The organism is Microbispora sp. H10836, assembly GCF_012999525.1.
In the GTDB taxonomy this organism is placed as follows: Bacteria; Actinomycetota; Actinomycetes; order Streptosporangiales; family Streptosporangiaceae; genus Microbispora.
In genome coordinates this window covers 986,769-1,002,811 of the sequence record NZ_JABBWU010000001.1, presented here as the reverse complement: position 1 = coordinate 1,002,811, position 16,043 = coordinate 986,769, and the positions used below count along the sequence as shown (strand labels likewise).

Below are 16,043 nucleotides of genomic sequence, written 5' to 3'. Positions count from 1 at the left end.
GCTAGGTGGAATGGTATTGTCGCCGAACAGACCATGTTCATACGTTGAGCGCACTCTGAAGGGAAGGTAAAGGCAATGAACGCAGGTCGTCGAACCGCTGGTCTCATCGGTGCTGTCGTCGTGGCCCAGGCGGTCCTCGCCGGCTGCGGTAGCGGTGGCAATGGCACGGACACCGTGATCCGGGCGGGCGAGGTGAAGCTCGAGGGTGAGCAACTCGTCGCCGCGGCCAAGGAAGAGGGAGAGCTCTCCTTCTACTGCGCCAGCGCTCCGGACACCTGTAAGGCGCTGGCCGACGGTTTCCAGGAGAAGTACCAGGGGACCCGTGTCGTCGTGCTGCGCGTGACCAGCCCGGACCTTTCCGCGCGCTACGCCTCGGAGAAGAAGGCGCGGGCCAAGACCGCGGACGTCCTCCTGCACTCCGACATCCCCTTCATCGCCGTGGGACTCAAGGAGGGCCTCATCACGTCCTTCGGTAAGGCGGGCTACCTGCCCGGCGACTTCCCGAAGGAGTGGGTGGTCTCCACCGGCGAGATCACCGGCACACCCTTCATCTCCGAGGGCATCGGAATCGGCGTCAACACCGAGGTGGTGCCGCAGTCGGAGCGGCCGACATCGTGGCAGGACATCACCGACCCGAAGTGGCGCGGCAAGATGACGGGCCCGGACAAGACGAACTCCGGCTTCGCGCCGATGTACGGAACCACCGCGGACCACGTGCCGGGACTGCTGGAAGGGCTGAGCAAGCAGGAGATCTTCGGGGACACCGGCGGCATGGTCAGCCTCACCGAGTCCCTGGGCGCGGGTCAGTACGCCATCCAGACCCTGGCCAGCCCCGTGACCATCGCGGCCGCCAAGCAGAAGGGCGCTCCGGTGGACGTCGTGTACCCGAAGGAGGGGGTGACGGGCCCCGCTTTCGCGTACACGCTGAACCCGGAGCCGGCGAAGCCGCACCTGCAGAAGTTGTTCGCCCAGTACGTCGCCTCCAAGGAGGCCGGCGAACGTCTCTCGAAGATCAACGATGCCCTCGCGGCGGCCTACATCGACCTCAAGTTCACCTTCAACCCGCCGAACTTCGAGTACTACACCGAGGCGGGCAAGAAGAAGATCATCGACGCGATGGCCGGCAACTGAGCCACGTGATCGGGAAGTGAGACCAGGATGAGCATCCTGCAGGCGCCGAAGCCCGAGAGCGTGGCAGCGGCCGACACCCGCGGGCGCCAGGTATTTACCCCAGCAAGGGTCGTGGTCGCGGTGATCGGCCTGCTGATCAGTGTCCTGATCGGATATCCCCTGTTACGAGTCCTCGCGGGGATCGTATGGGTGGACGGGCGCCTCAGCACGGCGGCCATCACGGAAACCCTCGCCCTGCCGGAACTCGGCGTGGTGCTGCGCGACACGACGATCGTCGTGGTGAGCGCGGTGGCGATCGCGCTCGTCGTCGGCTCCCTGTTCGCGTGGCTCAACGAGCGTACCGACGCGCGAATGGGGGTGCTCACCGACGTCCTGCCGATCGTCAACTTCCTGATGCCCGGCATCGCCACCGCGGTGGGCTGGCTGCTGCTCCTGTCGTCGCAGGCGGGCTACGTCAACAAGGTGCTGCGCGCGGTGCTCAACTCGGTGTTCGGCATGGACCTGAAGTCCGGACCGCTCTCCGCGCACAGCTGGTACGCGGTGATCGGCGTCTACGCGCTCACCCTGGTCCCCTTCGTCTACCTGGTCGTCTCGGCGGGGCTGCGCAACATCGACTCGCGTCTGGAGGAGCAGTCGAGGATGTGCGGCGCGGGAACACTGACCACGCTGCGCCGGGTGACTCTGCCGGCGCTGCGGCCGAGCTTCCTGTCCGCGAGCTTCCTCGCCGTCTGGTTCGGCTTCGCGATCTTCTCGGTGCCGGTGGTGCTCGCCGAGCCCGCCGGGATCCAGATCATCTCGGTGCGGATCGTGCACATGCTCACGGAGACCTATCCGCCGAAGACGGCGGTGGCGATCGGGCTGAGCCTGGTGATCCTGGTCTCGCTCGCGGCGATCTGGATGTTGCAGCAGAAGTCGATCCGCAGCCAGCGCTCCGCGATGCTCGGAGGCAAGGGCGCGGGCACCGGCCGCATACCCCTCGGCCGGCTGCGGATCTGGGCGCGGCTGGCGATGCTCGCCTACCTGATCTTCGCGGTGGTGCTCCCGCTGAGCGCCCTCGTGCTCGTCTCTTTCAACGGCTTCTGGGGCAACATCCGCTGGACCGAGCTGTCTGTGGCGCCGTTCCTCGACGTCCTGTCCAAGCCGGCGAACTTCGCCGCTGTCCAGAACAGCCTCGTCTTCGCGCTGATCGTGGCGACGGTCGCCATGCTGCTCTCGGCGTGCATGGCGTGGGCGGCCGTGACCTCTCCCGGCCGTCTGTCCCAGGTAGCGGCCGCGATCGCCAAGGTTCCCGCGGCGGTGCCGCCCATCGTCATCGGCGTCGGTATCGTGCTCGCGGTCGCCGGCCCCCCGTTCTTCCTCGGCGGGACCGCGTTGATCCTCATCCTCGGCTTCCTGATCGTGGCGATGCCCGAAGCGTCCATCACATCCGAAGCCGCCGTCGGGCAGGTCGGCCATGAGCTCGGCCATGCGTCGGCGCTGTCCGGCGCCTCGCCGCTGCGCACGTTCCGGTCCGTCTACCTGCCGCTGATGATGCCGGGGCTCGCGGCCGGCTGGACCCTCATCTTCGTCAGGATCATGGCCGACGTCGAGATGTCAGTCCTGCTCGCCAGCACCGGGACGCCCGTCATCGGCTTCCAGTTGCTCTCGATCTTCGAGGGCAGCGGAGGCTACGCGGAGCTCGCGGCACTCGCGCTGTTCGTCACGATCACCTCGATCACCATGGTGACGATCGTGCTGAGCACCACCGCAGCACTTCAGCGCCGGCGAAGCCGGTGACACGCCCCGATTTCTTCGGCACTGAGGAGAACCCCATGTCCGTGACCGCCACGACCGCGATTCCGGCGACATCCCCTGATTCCGACGCCGGGCCGGCGCTGAGCATCCGCCAGCTCAAGAAGGTCTTCCACCGCCCCGGCGGGCAGGACGTGCCCGCCATCGACGACACCACCATGGATGTGGCCAAGGGAGAGCTCCTGGTTCTCCTCGGTGCCAGCGGCTGCGGAAAGAGCACCTTCCTGAGGTGTATCGCCGGCCTGGAGACACCGGACAGCGGCGTCATCGAAAGCCACGGCAGGATCTGGTACTCGTCCCAGGACAGGATGCTGGTTCCCCCGGAGCGGCGCGACCTCAGCATGATCTTCCAGTCGTACGCCCTCTGGCCGCACATGACCATCCGCGACAACGTGGCCTATCCACTCACCGTCGGCAAGAAGCGCCCCTCCCGGACGGAGATCCGGGAACGCGTCGACGATGTCCTGCGGATGATGGGGATCGAGAACCTCGCGGAGCAGTATCCCGCCCAGATCAGTGGCGGCCAGCAGCAGCGGGTCGCCCTGGCCCGGGCGCTTGTCCGAGGCTCCGAGATCGTGCTGTTCGACGAGCCGCTGTCGAACGTCGACGCCCGGGTGCGTGACCAGCTCCGTACGGAGATCCGTGCCATGCAGCAGCGTCTGGGCTTCACCGCGATCTACGTGACGCACGACCAGGAGGAGGCCCTGGCGATCGCGGACCGGATCGCTGTGATCGACCATGGCGTGGTGGCCCACCTGGGTACGCCTCGGGAGGTGTACCTGGCCCCGGCCAATCTCCGGGTCGCCCGGTTCGTGGGCAAGCTGAACGAGGTCGACGGCGTCGTCTCCTCGGTCGAAGGCGGCCGCGTCACGGTGCGGACGGACATCGGAGAGGTCGTCGCGGGCTCCGCGCAGGAGGGACTGGCCGTAGGCGATCCTGCGGTCGCTGTCTGGAGACCCGACCGCGTGCGCCTCGGCGGCGGCACATCGGGTCCGAACTCCTGGGACGGCGTCGTGACGAGCTCGCACTTCTTCGGTTCCTTCACGGACACCAAGGTGGCTGTCGCCGGCGTGACCGTCCTTACCTGGGACCTCGGCGACTGTCCCCAGCCGATTCAGGGGAGCGTGCGGTTCAGCGTCGCGCCCGACGACGTGCGGGCGCTCAAGCCGATGCCGTGAGTCGCCGCATCGCGGCGTCCCTCAGTTCGATCAGGAGGGCCGGGTCACCCGGCCCTCCTTCGAGTGTCCGCGATTCGCCGCGAGGCGGAGCGGGAGGTGGGCGAGCTGAACTCGGCGCCAGACCACGAAAGACGCTCGGCCGGGATACCCCGGCCGAGCGTCTCGCTGTGCTTCTCGCCGCCAGTGATCGATCACAGTGTGGCGACGGCCGCTCGAATGCGCCGACGGCGGGCGGCGGTGGTCAGCCGATCACGAGCCGGTGCATGACGCGCAGGTGGCCGGTGGAGTCGTTGATGGCGTAGTGCCAGACCTGACGATTGTCCCAGAAGGCGATGGAGCCCTTCCGCCAGCGGAAGCGGCAGCCGAATTCGGGACGCAGGGCGTGCTGGAAGAGGAAGTTGAGCAGCGGTGTGCTCTCCTCCTCGGTCCATCCGTCGAACCGCACCGTGTAGCCGGGCGACACGTACAGTGCCTTGCGCCCCGTCTCCGGGTGGGTCGTCACGACCGGGTGGACGGCGACCTCGGGCCGGGCGGCGATCTCCTCCGGCGTGCGGTTCTTCTGGTTGCGCGCGTGCACGTGGACGCCCTTGAGGTTCTCCAGGGTCTGCTTCAGCCCCTCGGAGAGGTATTCGTAGGCGGCCTGCATGTTGATGTACGCGGTGTCGGCGCCGTATTCGGGCACCTGCAAGCCGTACAGCATGGTCCCGTAGGTCGGCTCGTCCCGGTACGTCTGGTCCGCATGCCAGACGCCGCCGACGACGTCCGGCTGGGCTTCGGGCCGGCGGATGAGCTCATTGATGAGCGGGTGTCCGGCGACGGTGGGAAGGGCCTTGCTGACGCTGATCTCCCCGAAGTGGCCGCCGAACTCGAGGTACTGCTCAGGGGTGAGGTCCTGGTCCCGGAAGAAGATGACGCCGTGCTGGTTGAGCGCGTCCTTGATCGTCTGGATCGTCGCCTGATCCAGCGGCTGCGACAGATCCACTCCGGACAGTTCGGCGCCGAGCATCCCCGTCACGGGAACGACGGACAGCCCCTGGATCGGCTGCGTGGTGATGGTCATTGGTCTTTCCTCCGCACATCAGGTCATCCGTAAAACCAGATGACTAGAGAATAGCGCTGAGCTGGAGTGGAAACAAGGGGCGTTGATCGGCGCATGGCAAGCCGTGATCGCCGAAGTGACGACCTGGTGGAACTCGGGGGCGGGGATGCCGCCTATCGGCGGGACATCACAGGTGCAGGCCGATCCGGCACGAGCCGGACCGGATCGCCGCCCGCACGACACCGCGGAGGGGAAGATGGCCCAGGTGGTGTGGGGCGGGCGGTCGGGCAGGCCTGGCGCGCCACCCGCCTGGAGCCGCCGCGTGGCCGTCGCGTCACCGTGGTCGTCGCGTCACCGCGGCCGTGGCCGACGGAGCGGGGGTCGACCCCTGACCGCGGCCGTGAGCGCGCCCTGGCGTGCTCACACACCTCCTGGGCGTCCCAGGAGGTGCGGGAGGTGAGGGACCGGGAGAGAAGGGGTGTCAGGCGGCCACAGCCAGGCCGGCGAACATGCCGAGCGCCCACAGCAGTTCGGCGACGCTCGTCTGTGCCAGCACCGGCACCAGCCGCCCGCCGGTGGCGCCGCGCAGGACGGTCGACACGGCCGGGACCGCGGCGGCCAGGAAGACGAGGCCGAGTAGCGCCCACGGAGACGTTGTCGCGGCCACCACCGCCAGACACAGCACGGCGGCGGCAAGCACCGCCGCGTACAGGAGCCGGGACTTACGGTCTCCGAGCAGGGCCGGGACGGTCAGTTTGCCGGACAGCGGATCGCTGTCGATGTCTCGCAGGTTGTTCGTCAGCATCACCGCGGCGGTGAGGATCCCGACGCCGGTGCCGGCGGCGAGTGTCGGGATCCAGATGCCCGAGAGCGACTCGACCTGGATGTAGGTGATCCCGGTGACGGCCACCGGGCCGAAGAACAGGAAGACCATGACCTCGCCGAGCCCGTGGTAGGCGTACGGTCTGGGTCCCCCGGTGTACGTCCACGCCGCGAGGAGGCACAGGGCGCCCAGTAGCAGCAGGCGTAGGTCTGTCGTCACCGCTATGACGACGCCCGCCACCGCCGCGATGCCCAGCGAGATCAGCGCGGCGGTGCGGACGTGTGCGGGTGCGGCCGCCTTGGAGGCGACGAGCCGCGCCGGACCGATCCGGTTGGTGTCGGTGCCCTTGATGCCGTCGAAGTAGTCGTTGGCGTAGTTCGCTCCCGCCTGCACGCCCGCGACGGTGATGAGGGCGAGCAGCGCCTTCGGCCAGCTGGCCGAGCCGGCGAACGCCGCGATCGCGGTTCCGCCCAGAACCGAGGCCATGGCGACGGGGAGTGTCCGGGGGCGGGCGCCCTGGATCCACTCGCGCGGTGAGGTCATGGTCTCCGTCCGGGTCGTCAGGCGTCCGGTCCGGTCACACCTTCGCCTGGGGACGGTCGGCGTACGGCACCGCGCCATTGCTGCTGACAGTGGCGGTAAGTCTACCAACCTGCTCGATTTCGACGACGATCCTGTCGCCGTCACTGAGCGGCCCGACCCCCTCGGGCGTCCCGGTGGCGATGACGTCGCCCGGGAACAGCGTCATCACGGAGCTCGCGTAGGCGATCAGCTGGGAGACACCGAAGATCATCGCCGAGGTGCTGGCATCCTGCCGGAGATCATCGCCCACCCAGCACCTGAGCCGCAGGTCGTCGGGGTCGGCGATCTCGTCCTTGGTGACGATGTACGGCCCGATCGGGGTGAACGTGTCGTACGACTTGCGCGTCGAGCGGTCCTCGGTCGACCGGGTGGTGATGTCGAGCAGGCAGGTGTAGCCGAACACGTAGTCGAGCGCCTCGCCCGCGGAGACGTGCCGCGCCTCGCGGCCTATGACCACCGCGAGCTCGCCTTCCTGGTCCGTCCGCACGTCGGTGTAGGGCAGCTCCACCGTGCCGCCGTCACCGATCACCGACGAACTGGCCTTGAGGAACAGGCCCCACTCGTTGATCGTCGTCGGGTTCCCCATCTCCTCGACATGCGCCCGGTAGTTCGCGGGGGCGCCGAGAATCTTGTCCGGGTGCGGCAGCGGGGCCTTCCAGCGCGGGTTCGCCACGCGCGGAGCCGAGCGCAGGGCTTCCTCGGTCAGCCTGGCCTCGAGCTGCCCGCACGCGATGAGCGCGTGCAGCGGTCCCTGCCGGCCGGCGGAGTGGACGCCGGCGATCTCTGTCACGTCGAGGACCTCGTCCTTGTGGATGACACCGAGCCGGTCGTCGTCGAACACGCCCAAACGCATGCGCTCTCCTGGGGTTGCTGAAGGGGCTGAAGGGATCATGGGGGGAAGTGATACGGTATCATGTATGACCAGACGACTTGGGGGCGGGTGCCCCTACGTCGTCCCGTCGGGCCCGTGAGACTCGCAGATGAGGTGCACCGTGCGATCCAATGAGGTACTCGGCTTCGTCGGTCTAGGGGCCATGGGGCGGCCGATGGCGGAGCACCTGCGGGACGCGGGCTTTCCCCTCGTCGTCCACGACGTGTCCGCGGCGGCGTCTTCTCTTTCCGGTGTCACCGTGGCCGCCACCCCGGCGGAGGTGGCGGATCGGGCTGATGTGGTCTTCCTCTGCCTCCCGGACGCGCACGCTGTCCGGGAGGTCGTTCTGGGACCTCAGGGACTGCGCCTGGGAGAGCGGATGTCCGTGCTCGTGCACACCGGGACGTCCGGGGCGCCGGTCGTGCAGGAGATGGCGTCGGCGCTGGCAACCGTTTCGGTCGTCGACGCGCCCGTCACCGGCGGCGTGCCGCGGGCGCGCGCCGGGTCGCTGACCGCCATCGTAGCGGGGCCGGTGGAGGCGGTCGAGCGTGTCCGGCCCTACCTGGACGCCTTCGCCACGAAGGTGGCGCACGTCAGTGCCGACCCCGGCGACGCGCAGCGGATGAAGCTGGTCAACAACTTCCTCTCCGCGGGCAATCTCGCGCTGGCCTGCGAGGCCATGGTCCTCGGCCAGAAGCTGGGCCTGAACCCGAAGGCCATCGTGGACGTCGTCAACAGCGGTTCGGGCCAGAACAGCGCGACCCTGACGAAGATCCCGGAAAACGTCATTCCGCGGAAATTCTCCCGCGGCGGCGCCATCGGCATGCTGCTCAAGGACCTGCGCGAGGCCGAGGACGAGGCCCGGGCCAACGGGGTCGAGACCCCGCTCGGCGACGCGGTGCGTGCGGTGTTCGCGCGTGCGATCGCCGAAGGCTCGCCGCGAGACGACTCGACGTCGGTCATCTGCCACATGGAGCGCGCTGCCGGGCTGCACAGCCACATGTCGGCCGAGGACTGAGGACCTATGAACACGACACCGGACACGTCGTTGCTCCGCCCGCTGTACCAGCGGGTGTACGCCGTTCTGCTGCAGCGGATCTCGGAAGGAGAGTATCCGGTGGGCTCGGCCCTGCCCTCGGAGTCCCGCCTGTCCGAGGAGTTCGCGGTCAGCAAGGCGACCATCCGCAAGGCGGTCGACGAGATGGTCGTCCGCGGCTACGTCGTGCGCCGGCAGGGCAGCGGCACCTACGTCAGCGCCAGGGGCCTGCGGCCGGAAGGCGGCGTCTTCGTGGGATCCATGGACGACCTGATCTCCGGCACGCCGCATCTGCCCGTTCACGACGTGCGCGTCTCGCGGGGTGTGCGCTTTCCGCAGGACGTCCGCGAGGTGTTCTCGCCGGGCGTCGAGAGCGGGACCATAGTCCGCAGCAGGCGCAAGTCCGGAGACACGATCTTCGTCTACTCCGTCCACTACCTGTCGCCCGGGATCGAGCCGCTCATCACCGAGGAGGAGCTCCGGGAGGGCGGCATGATGGCTCTGCTTCGCCGGCGCGGTGTGCCGCTCACCGCGGTCGAGCAGACCATGTCAGCCCGGCTCGCCGATGTCGAGGTGGCGGAGGAGTTCGACATCGGCGTCGGCTCGCCGGTTCTGCTGGCCCGCCGCGTGCTCCACGCGCAGGAAGGCCCGGTGGACGTGACGCGGATCTGGTACCGCGGGGACATGTTCCAGTGGCGGGCCTCGCTGCGCCTGGCGGAGGGCCAGGAGGACGGAATCTACTCGGCGTCGGCGCGCTGAGGCAGTCCGCTTCGGGGGCTGCCCCGAAGGTCCCGCTCGACGGCGGCGACGGTCGACGCGATCTCCGCGTTGAGCCTCGACAGCTGGTCCCTGCGGAACCGGGACGTGGGCATCGCCAGCGACATGGCCGCTATGACCTCCTCGTTCGGCTGTCTGACCGCGCGCGCCACCGCGGTCACGCCGCGCTCGGTGCGCTTGTGCTGATCGTTGATCGCGAACCCACGCCGCCGCACCATGTCCAGGATCTTGAGCAGGCTGTCGAGCTGTGACGGGTCGAACTCCGGCTCCGCGGTCAGGCGCTCGACCAGTTCCTCCGGCGGCAGCGCCGCCAGGAGGACCCTTCCCCCGGAGATGTCCCATGCCGGGAAGAGCTGCCCCTCGCGGTCGCCGACCTTGAGCAGGTGGGTCGACTCCACGGACGCGATGAACCGGACGTGGAGACCGGACAGGACCTGAAGGTTCACCGTCTCACCGGTCGTATCGCGCAGCGTCTGCAGGTGGGGCATCGCGAAGGCGCGCAGCTCCGCGACCTGGGTGGAGTTGAGGCCGATCGGTCGCAGGGCCGGCCCGGCGTCGTACCGGCGGTCCTCGTTCTGCTGGGCGAAACCGCGGTACACGAGCATGGCCAGCAGCCGATGTGCCGTCGAGCGGGCGATCTTCAGGCGGCTCGCGAGCTCCGAGCTTCGCATCGGGCCCTCCTGCTGAAGGAGGAGGGCGAGCCTGAGCGCGTGGTCGACGGAAGAGACCGCGTAGTCGGGGCGATTCTTCATGGCGGCATCGTATATCGGATCAGCGGAATCGCGATTAGCCTCTCAGGTGATGGTCGCCGGTCCCCAGAGTCCGCTCCCTCGGCACAGCCGGGCGGACAGCCGGCACCACGAGCGCGGGAACACGCGCTACTACATCGACGCCGGAAGTGAGGACGCGATGGCGACATCGACTGAGAAGCGCGGGGCTTTGGCCGAGTCCTACTACGAGCGCGTTCGCGAGGCGCACCTCGTGGCACTGTGGCGGGTCCCGGAGACGGACGCGCCGGAGCCCGCGCCGGCGGAGTCGCCGCATGTCTGGCGCTACGACGAGCTCATCGGTTTGCTCAAGGAGGCCTGCGCCCTCGACCTCGGAGGCGAGTCCGACCGGCGGGCGCTCAACGCCGTGAACCCCGGCCGCCTTTGGGGGACGACGCAGAGCATGGTGGCCGGCTACCAGATGGTGCTCCCCGGTGAGAGCGCCCCGGCGCACCGGCACACCCCTGCCGCGATCCGCCTCATGTTGTCGGGGCGGGGGTACACGGTGGTGGAAGGCGAGGCCGTCTTCATGGAGCCGGGCGACCTTGTGCTCACCCCCGGGTGGACCTGGCATGACCACCGCAACGACGGAGACGAGACGATGGTCTGGCTCGACGGCCTCGACGTCCCGTTCGTCCGCGGCATGAACGCCCAGTTCTACGAGGACTTCGAGGGCAAGCAGCTGCAGCCCAAGCTCGTTCCGGACAACGCCAGCGTGTCGCGCTTCGGCTCCGGCGTGGTCCCCTCGGACGAGCCCGCCGTCACCAGGCACTCCCCGCTGACCAAGTATCCGTACGGCTCCACACTGGCGAGCCTGCGGCGGCTGCGCGAGGTGAAGGGTGACCCGGAGCACGGCGTGTCCATCGACTTCGTCCATCCGCTCACCGGCGGCCCCGTGCTGCCCACGATGGCCTGCGCCATGCAGTTGCTCCCTCCGGGCCGCGCGAGCCAGGCGCGCCGGCACACGTCCAGCACCGTCTTCTGCGTCACCCAGGGCGAGGGTTACACCGTCGTCAACGGTGAGCGCATGGACTGGAAGCACAAGGACTTCTTCGTGGTGCCGTCCTGGACCTGGTACGAGCACCACGCCACCGGTACCGAGGACGTGACGCTGTTCTCGATGAGCGACCGACCGCTCCTGGAGCCGTTCGGGCTCTACCGGGAGCAGGTGCGCTGAGGGATCGGACGAGTTGAGAGCAGATAGGACTAGACAGTTGAATTTGGCACAGCGAGCCCTTCCTCGGGTCGTCGTGGTCGGTGGCGGCATCGGGGGGTTCACGACGGCGCTGGCGCTGGCCCTGCGGGGGATGGAGGTGCAGGTCCTCGAACGAGCCCCCGAGTTCACGGAGATCGGCGCCGGGCTTCAGTTCGGTCCCAACGCCAACCGGGCCCTTGAGCGCCTCGGCGTACTCGACGCCGTGCTCAAGACGGCGGTGCTGCCGACGAAGTTCGCCATCATGGACGTCTATACGGGTGCCGAGCTCTATCACGCCAAGCTCGGCGAGGTTCTGGCCAGCCGCTACGGGGCGCCGTACACGGTCATGCACCGTCACGACCTGCTCACCGCGCTCATGGAGGGCGCGAGGGCGACCGGGCGCGTGGAGGCCCTGCCGGGCAAGGAGGTCGTCGACCTGGCTCAGGACAGCACCGGCGTCCGGGTCACCTGCGCGGACGGCTCGACGTACCAGGGGGACGTGCTCGTCGGGGCGGACGGGGTGCGCTCCATCGTGCGCAGGCTCGTCCTCGACGACTCGGAGCCGCTGATGTCCGAGTACGTCATCTACCGCGGGCCCGGTCCCCGGCCGGAGGGCATCGAGGACGCCGTGATGCTGTACACCGGCGACCAGATGCACCTGATGCAGTACCCCATCCAGGGGGGTGCCATGGTCAACCGCGTCCTGTCCTTCCGCAGCACGAAGGGGAAGCCCGGAAGCGACGAGTGGGGCACGCCGGAGGAGCTGTTCGACCGGTTCAGCGTGGCCTGCGACCACGTGCGGGCGGCGCTGCCGACGCTGGACCTGGAGAAGAAGTGGGTGCAGTTCGACCGGGCGCCCCTGGCGGGGTGGGCGCAGGGACGAGTCGCGCTCCTGGGTGACGCGGCTCATGCCATGCGGCAGTACCTCGCGCAGGGTGCCGGGCAGGCGGTCGAGGACGCTCTCGCTCTCGCCGAAGCCCTCAGCGCGCGGCCGGACGACATCCCGGCGGCACTGGCGCGCTACGAGGAGGTCCGGTTCCCGCGCGCCAGCGCCGTCCAGATGAACACGCGCTTCTTCGGGGAGTTCACCCACTTCGGGGGCATCGAGGCACTGGTCCGGAACTATCTTCTGAAGATCCTGTCGAGCGACGACTACGAGCTCGTGGAGTGGCTCTACGGTGACGGCAGCGTCCCGCCCCCCGTCCCGCCGAGAAGCCTGAACCTGTACTGATGCCCGTCCTTCCGGGATGACGGCGCGTGACGCCGCGCCGGAAGGAACTGGAGAAGGACAACGAGGACAACAAGTGGTTGAACGAATCACATTGGCGTGCGGGCCCTACGACCGCACCGCGGCACTCGCCGACGGCCGGGTCAGGGTGCAAGGCGTCGACCTGAACTATCTGCCCCTGAGCGCCGAGGAGATCTTCTTCCGGATGGCCCGGCACGGGGAGTTCGACGTGGCGGAGATGTCGCTGTCCTCGTACACCCTGAGCGTTCTGCGCGGGCGGCCGTTCGTGGCGATCCCCGTCTTCCCCTCCAGAACCTTCCGGCACCACGGCGTCTACGTCCGCGGTGACAGCGACTACACCGACCCGTCGCAACTGGCGGGTAAGACGGTGGGCATCCCGGAGTACCAGATGACCGCGGCGGTGTGGATTCGCGGCATCCTCCAGGAGCACCATGGGCTGCCCGTCGACTCGGTGAGGTACCGAACCGGCGGACTGCTCGAACCCGGCCGGATCGAGAAGCTCACGATCGACGTCCCGGGCGTCGACATCGCGCCGATTCCCACCGGCACCACGTTGTCGGACATGTTGGAGCGCGGCCAGATCGACGCGCTCTACACCGCTCGGACGCCCCGGGGCTTCGGCGGCCCGGACAGCAACATCCGCCGGCTGTGGAGCGAGCCGATGGACGTCGAGTCCGACTACTTCCGTCAGACCGGCATCTTCCCGATCATGCACACCGTCGTCATCCGCTCCGACGTGTACGAGCGCAACCGCTGGCTGGCCCGCTCCCTGATGAACGCCTTCTCCGAGGCGAAGGCTCTGGCCGCCGAGTCCCTCGCCGAGGTCGTGGCGCTGTCCAATCTCCTACCCTGGGGGTACCGGCAGGCGGAGCACGTCCGCGAGCTCATGGGAGCGGATCACTGGCCGTACGGCATCGAGGAGAACCGGGCCTGCCTCACCACCTTCCTCGGCTACATGCGGGCCCAGGGCCTCACGCAGCGGCTTGTCAGCCCTGAGGAGATCTTCGCCCCCGAGACCCACGACGAATTCGTCGTCTGATTACGGAGTGATGCACTCGTGACCTCCCGGCTTGCCGAGCCTGATCCGCGGTCCTTCACGGCCGACGAACGTGCCGTTTACGACGTTGTCACCAGCGGCCCGCACAACCCCACCGGGCCGACGGCGATCTGGTCCCGCAGCCCCAGGCTCGCTCAGGCGGCACTCGACTTCGGTAACTACGTCCGCTTCGGTTCGGTTCTCGAGCCGCGGCTCCGGGAACTGGCGATCCTCGTCACCGCCGTGGAGTGGCGCTGCGAGAACGAATGGCTCGCCCACGAGCCGCTGGCCCGCAAGGCCGGCCTGTCCGAGGAGGCCGTCGCGGGCGTGCGTGACGGCGCTTTCGCGTCTCAGGACGCGGCGGAGCGGGCGGTCCACGACGTCGCCGTGTGCCTGCACCGGGACCGGGACATCCCGGACGACGTGTACGAGCGCGCGTCGCGTGTCCTCGGTGACCGGGGAATGGTCGAGCTCATCTCCACCGTCGGCTTCTACACGATGATCGCCATGCTCCTCAACGGAACCAGGGCCCCCATCACCAGACGCGACGACAAGGACACCCGGCCCGACCCCCAGGAAGTGAGCAAGCCATGAGCCCGTTCGAGACCCTCTCCAGCCCGATCTCGATCGCCGGGATGACGGTTCGCAACCGTCTCATGCTGACGACGCACAACCCGAAGATGAGCGAGCGGCGCTACCTCAAGTACCTCGAGACGCGCGTGCGCGGCGGCGTCGGACTGGTCGGCATCCCCGTTCTGTCCGAGGCCATCTCGACGCCGTACTTCGTGACGACCGGATGGCAGGACCACGTCGCGATCGATGACATCGACGCCGGTCCCGACCCCGAGACCCCGGAGGGCGAGGCTTTCTACGACCGCTTGCTGCTGCCGAAGATCGAGGCGCGAGCCAAGATCGTCCACGACTCCGGCGCCGTCGTGTTCGGGCAGGTGGCGAACCGCGGCTCGATCCGCCTGCCGGAGACGTTCCAGGCCATGGTCTCCCCGAGCGGCAAACAGGATCCGCATGTCCGCACGCAGCCGCACACCCTGACGACGGACGAGGTGAAGCAGGTGGTGCGGCTCTTCGCCCGGGCGGCCTCGCGGGTCCAGCGCGGCGGCTTCGACGGTGTCGAGGTGCACGCCACCCATGGCTACCTCGTCGAGCAGTTCCTCTCCCCGGTCACGAATCAGCGGACCGACGAGTACGGCGGCTCCCCGGAGAACCGGCGCCGTTTCCTCGACGAGATCATCGCCGCTATCCGCGAGACCTGTGGTCCGGACTTCCCGATCGGCATGCGGATCAGCGGCCGGCAGGCGAACCCTGAGGGACTGTCCACCGGCGACGTCGTGGAGATCGTCCGCGCGGTCGAGCAGCACCTGGCGTACGTCAACGTCACGGCGGGTACGATCGGCGCGCTCGACGACGGGGTCGTGCTGCCCTACGTCGCCTCCGCGTACCTCGAGCCCGGGTTCAACGCCGACTCGGCCGCACGGGTCAAGTCCGCGGTCTCGGTGCCCGTCATCCTGACCGGCCGGATGAACGACCCGGCCCTGATGGAGCGGGTGCTCAACGAGGGTCTGGCGGACATGGTCGGGACGACTCGGGCGCTGATCGCCGACCCGGACTTCCTCCGCAAGGCCGAGCGCGGCGACGCCGGGCGTATCCGCAAGTGCATCGGCGTCAACGAGTGCCACTATCCCGACCGGGTGTCGGCCTGCCCGGTGAACCCCTGGGCCGGGCGAGAGGACGAGCTGGCCGTCCCCGCGCCGCCGGCGGGCAAGCACGTGGTGATCGTCGGAGCCGGGCCCGCGGGCCTGATGTGCGCGCGTACGGCGGCCGAGCGGGGGCACCGCGTCACACTCCTGGAGAAGCAGGACCAGCTCGGCGGTAAGCTGCGCCGGCTGTGCCTGGACCCGGGCCGTGCGGAGATGCGTTCCCTCATCGACGGGCTGGAGAAGGAGGTCCGCCAGGCGGGCGTGGACGTCCGCACCGGGGTCGAGGCGACACCGGAGCTGATCGCCGCCCTGGCGCCGGACGCGGTGGTGGCCGCGACGGGCGCCATGCCGGCCATCCCGGATCTCCCGGGAGCCGGAGGCATCAGGACCTTCAGCGCCCTGGACATCCTCGACATGGACCTGTCCGAACTGGGGGAGTCCGTGCTTGTCGTCGGTGGTCTGAACGACCACGTCGCACCGCTGGCGGCGGCGGACTTCCTCGCCGCGGCAGGCAAGAAGGTGACCCTGATCTCGGAGTGCTTCGTCCCGGGGCAGGGTGCGGAGCCGTCGATCCTCCATCTCCTGACGCAGCGCTGCCTGGAGCAGGGCGTGGACATCAGGGCGAACACGAGGCTGGACACGCTGGGCCCGAAGCCGCAGGTCTACAACACCTTCTCCAGGCGAACCGACCTCGTCCCCGCCGACTCGGTGGTCTTCGCCGCCGCCCAGGAGGTGACGGACTTCCCCGACATCGAAGGGGAGTTCTACCGGATCGGTGACGCCCTCGCGCCTCGCAGGATCGTGCACGCCACGCTGGACGGGGCCCGGATCGCACTGCGTCTTTGACCCGGCG

14 protein-coding genes are annotated in these 16,043 nt (G+C 68.7%); 10 read left to right on the top strand and 4 right to left on the bottom strand.

Annotated elements, in window-relative coordinates; translation table 11 throughout:
• Nucleotides 1–75: 75 nt before the first annotated feature.
• Genes HHX30_RS04520 through HHX30_RS04510 form a run of 3 tightly spaced genes read left to right on the top strand, consistent with a single transcriptional unit; the run spans nt 76 to nt 4,100 of the window.
• Complete coding sequence (locus HHX30_RS04520; RefSeq protein ID WP_169979571.1) at nt 76–1,131, top strand: ABC transporter substrate-binding protein; 1,056 nt, start codon at nt 76–78, stop codon at nt 1,129–1,131.
• Between the two features lie 27 nt (nt 1,132–1,158).
• Entirely contained in the window at nt 1,159–2,907 is a 1,749-nt protein-coding gene (locus HHX30_RS04515) for an iron ABC transporter permease (protein ID WP_169979569.1), read from the top strand.
• A 35-nt stretch (nt 2,908–2,942) separates the two neighbouring features.
• A complete protein-coding gene (locus tag HHX30_RS04510) occupies nt 2,943–4,100 on the top strand; it encodes an ABC transporter ATP-binding protein (protein WP_169979567.1) in 1,158 nt (385 codons plus the stop codon).
• A 241-nt stretch (nt 4,101–4,341) separates the two neighbouring features.
• Here HHX30_RS04510 and HHX30_RS04505 read toward each other — a convergent pair whose 3' ends face one another.
• The 3 genes from HHX30_RS04505 to HHX30_RS04495 form a co-directional block, all read right to left on the bottom strand.
• The gene (locus HHX30_RS04505) at nt 4,342–5,160 is read right to left on the bottom strand and encodes a TauD/TfdA family dioxygenase (protein ID WP_211591470.1); all 819 of its coding nucleotides are present in this window, start codon (nt 5,158–5,160) and stop codon (nt 4,342–4,344) included.
• 460 nt (nt 5,161–5,620) lie between these two features.
• Nucleotides 5,621–6,505 carry a 1,4-dihydroxy-2-naphthoate polyprenyltransferase gene (locus HHX30_RS04500; RefSeq protein ID WP_169979565.1) on the bottom strand — a complete coding sequence of 295 codons (885 nt, stop codon included), beginning with the start codon at nt 6,503–6,505 and terminating at the stop codon, nt 5,621–5,623.
• Between the two features lie 34 nt (nt 6,506–6,539).
• A complete protein-coding gene (locus HHX30_RS04495) occupies nt 6,540–7,397 on the bottom strand; it encodes a fumarylacetoacetate hydrolase family protein (protein WP_169979563.1) in 858 nt (285 codons plus the stop codon).
• Nucleotides 7,398–7,524: 127 nt separating this feature from the next.
• Here HHX30_RS04495 and HHX30_RS04490 point away from each other — a divergent pair, with 127 nt between their 5' ends.
• Complete coding sequence (locus tag HHX30_RS04490) at nt 7,525–8,433, top strand: NAD(P)-dependent oxidoreductase (RefSeq protein WP_283246664.1); 909 nt, start codon at nt 7,525–7,527, stop codon at nt 8,431–8,433.
• Nucleotides 8,434–8,439: 6 nt separating this feature from the next.
• Nucleotides 8,440–9,210: a GntR family transcriptional regulator gene (locus HHX30_RS04485; protein ID WP_169979559.1), complete on the top strand. Its 771-nt coding sequence runs from the start codon at nt 8,440–8,442 to the stop codon at nt 9,208–9,210.
• Here HHX30_RS04485 and HHX30_RS04480 read toward each other — a convergent pair.
• A complete protein-coding gene (locus tag HHX30_RS04480) occupies nt 9,189–9,980 on the bottom strand; it encodes an IclR family transcriptional regulator (RefSeq protein ID WP_169979558.1) in 792 nt (263 codons plus the stop codon). The two genes, HHX30_RS04485 and HHX30_RS04480, sit on opposite strands and share 22 nt — an antisense overlap.
• Before the next feature lie 157 nt (nt 9,981–10,137).
• Here HHX30_RS04480 and HHX30_RS04475 point away from each other — a divergent pair, with 157 nt between their 5' ends.
• From HHX30_RS04475 to HHX30_RS04455, 5 genes are all read left to right on the top strand, one after another.
• Nucleotides 10,138–11,172, top strand: coding sequence for a cupin domain-containing protein (locus HHX30_RS04475; RefSeq protein WP_169979556.1), 1,035 nt, complete (start codon nt 10,138–10,140; stop codon nt 11,170–11,172).
• Between the two features lie 43 nt (nt 11,173–11,215).
• Nucleotides 11,216–12,421 carry an FAD-dependent monooxygenase gene (locus HHX30_RS04470; protein WP_169979554.1) on the top strand — a complete coding sequence of 402 codons (1,206 nt, stop codon included), beginning with the start codon at nt 11,216–11,218 and terminating at the stop codon, nt 12,419–12,421.
• 73 nt (nt 12,422–12,494) lie between these two features.
• A complete protein-coding gene (locus tag HHX30_RS04465) occupies nt 12,495–13,478 on the top strand; it encodes a hypothetical protein (protein ID WP_211591468.1) in 984 nt (327 codons plus the stop codon).
• Nucleotides 13,479–13,496: 18 nt separating this feature from the next.
• Entirely contained in the window at nt 13,497–14,069 is a 573-nt protein-coding gene (locus tag HHX30_RS04460) for a carboxymuconolactone decarboxylase family protein (protein ID WP_169979552.1), read from the top strand.
• Nucleotides 14,066–16,036 carry an FAD-dependent oxidoreductase gene (locus HHX30_RS04455; RefSeq protein ID WP_169979550.1) on the top strand — a complete coding sequence of 657 codons (1,971 nt, stop codon included), beginning with the start codon at nt 14,066–14,068 and terminating at the stop codon, nt 16,034–16,036. Before HHX30_RS04460 ends, HHX30_RS04455 begins: the two co-directional genes overlap by 4 nt.
• Nucleotides 16,037–16,043 lie beyond the last annotated feature (7 nt).

What these genes read in the sequence shown, in the direction of transcription:
- HHX30_RS04510 (WP_169979567.1), top strand. Translation starts at nt 2,943, where the DNA reads ATGTCCGTGACCGCCACGACCGCGATTCCGGCGACATCCCCTGATTCC.
- HHX30_RS04495 (WP_169979563.1), bottom strand. Translation starts at nt 7,397, where the DNA reads ATGCGTTTGGGCGTGTTCGACGACGACCGGCTCGGTGTCATCCACAAG.
- HHX30_RS04505 (WP_211591470.1), bottom strand. Translation starts at nt 5,160, where the DNA reads ATGACCATCACCACGCAGCCGATCCAGGGGCTGTCCGTCGTTCCCGTG.
- HHX30_RS04520 (WP_169979571.1), top strand. Translation starts at nt 76, where the DNA reads ATGAACGCAGGTCGTCGAACCGCTGGTCTCATCGGTGCTGTCGTCGTG.
- HHX30_RS04490 (WP_283246664.1), top strand. Translation starts at nt 7,525, where the DNA reads ATGAGGTGCACCGTGCGATCCAATGAGGTACTCGGCTTCGTCGGTCTA.
- HHX30_RS04500 (WP_169979565.1), bottom strand. Translation starts at nt 6,505, where the DNA reads ATGACCTCACCGCGCGAGTGGATCCAGGGCGCCCGCCCCCGGACACTC.
- HHX30_RS04480 (WP_169979558.1), bottom strand. Translation starts at nt 9,980, where the DNA reads ATGAAGAATCGCCCCGACTACGCGGTCTCTTCCGTCGACCACGCGCTC.
- HHX30_RS04475 (WP_169979556.1), top strand. Translation starts at nt 10,138, where the DNA reads ATGGCGACATCGACTGAGAAGCGCGGGGCTTTGGCCGAGTCCTACTAC.
- HHX30_RS04515 (WP_169979569.1), top strand. Translation starts at nt 1,159, where the DNA reads ATGAGCATCCTGCAGGCGCCGAAGCCCGAGAGCGTGGCAGCGGCCGAC.
- HHX30_RS04455 (WP_169979550.1), top strand. Translation starts at nt 14,066, where the DNA reads ATGAGCCCGTTCGAGACCCTCTCCAGCCCGATCTCGATCGCCGGGATG.
- HHX30_RS04485 (WP_169979559.1), top strand. Translation starts at nt 8,440, where the DNA reads ATGAACACGACACCGGACACGTCGTTGCTCCGCCCGCTGTACCAGCGG.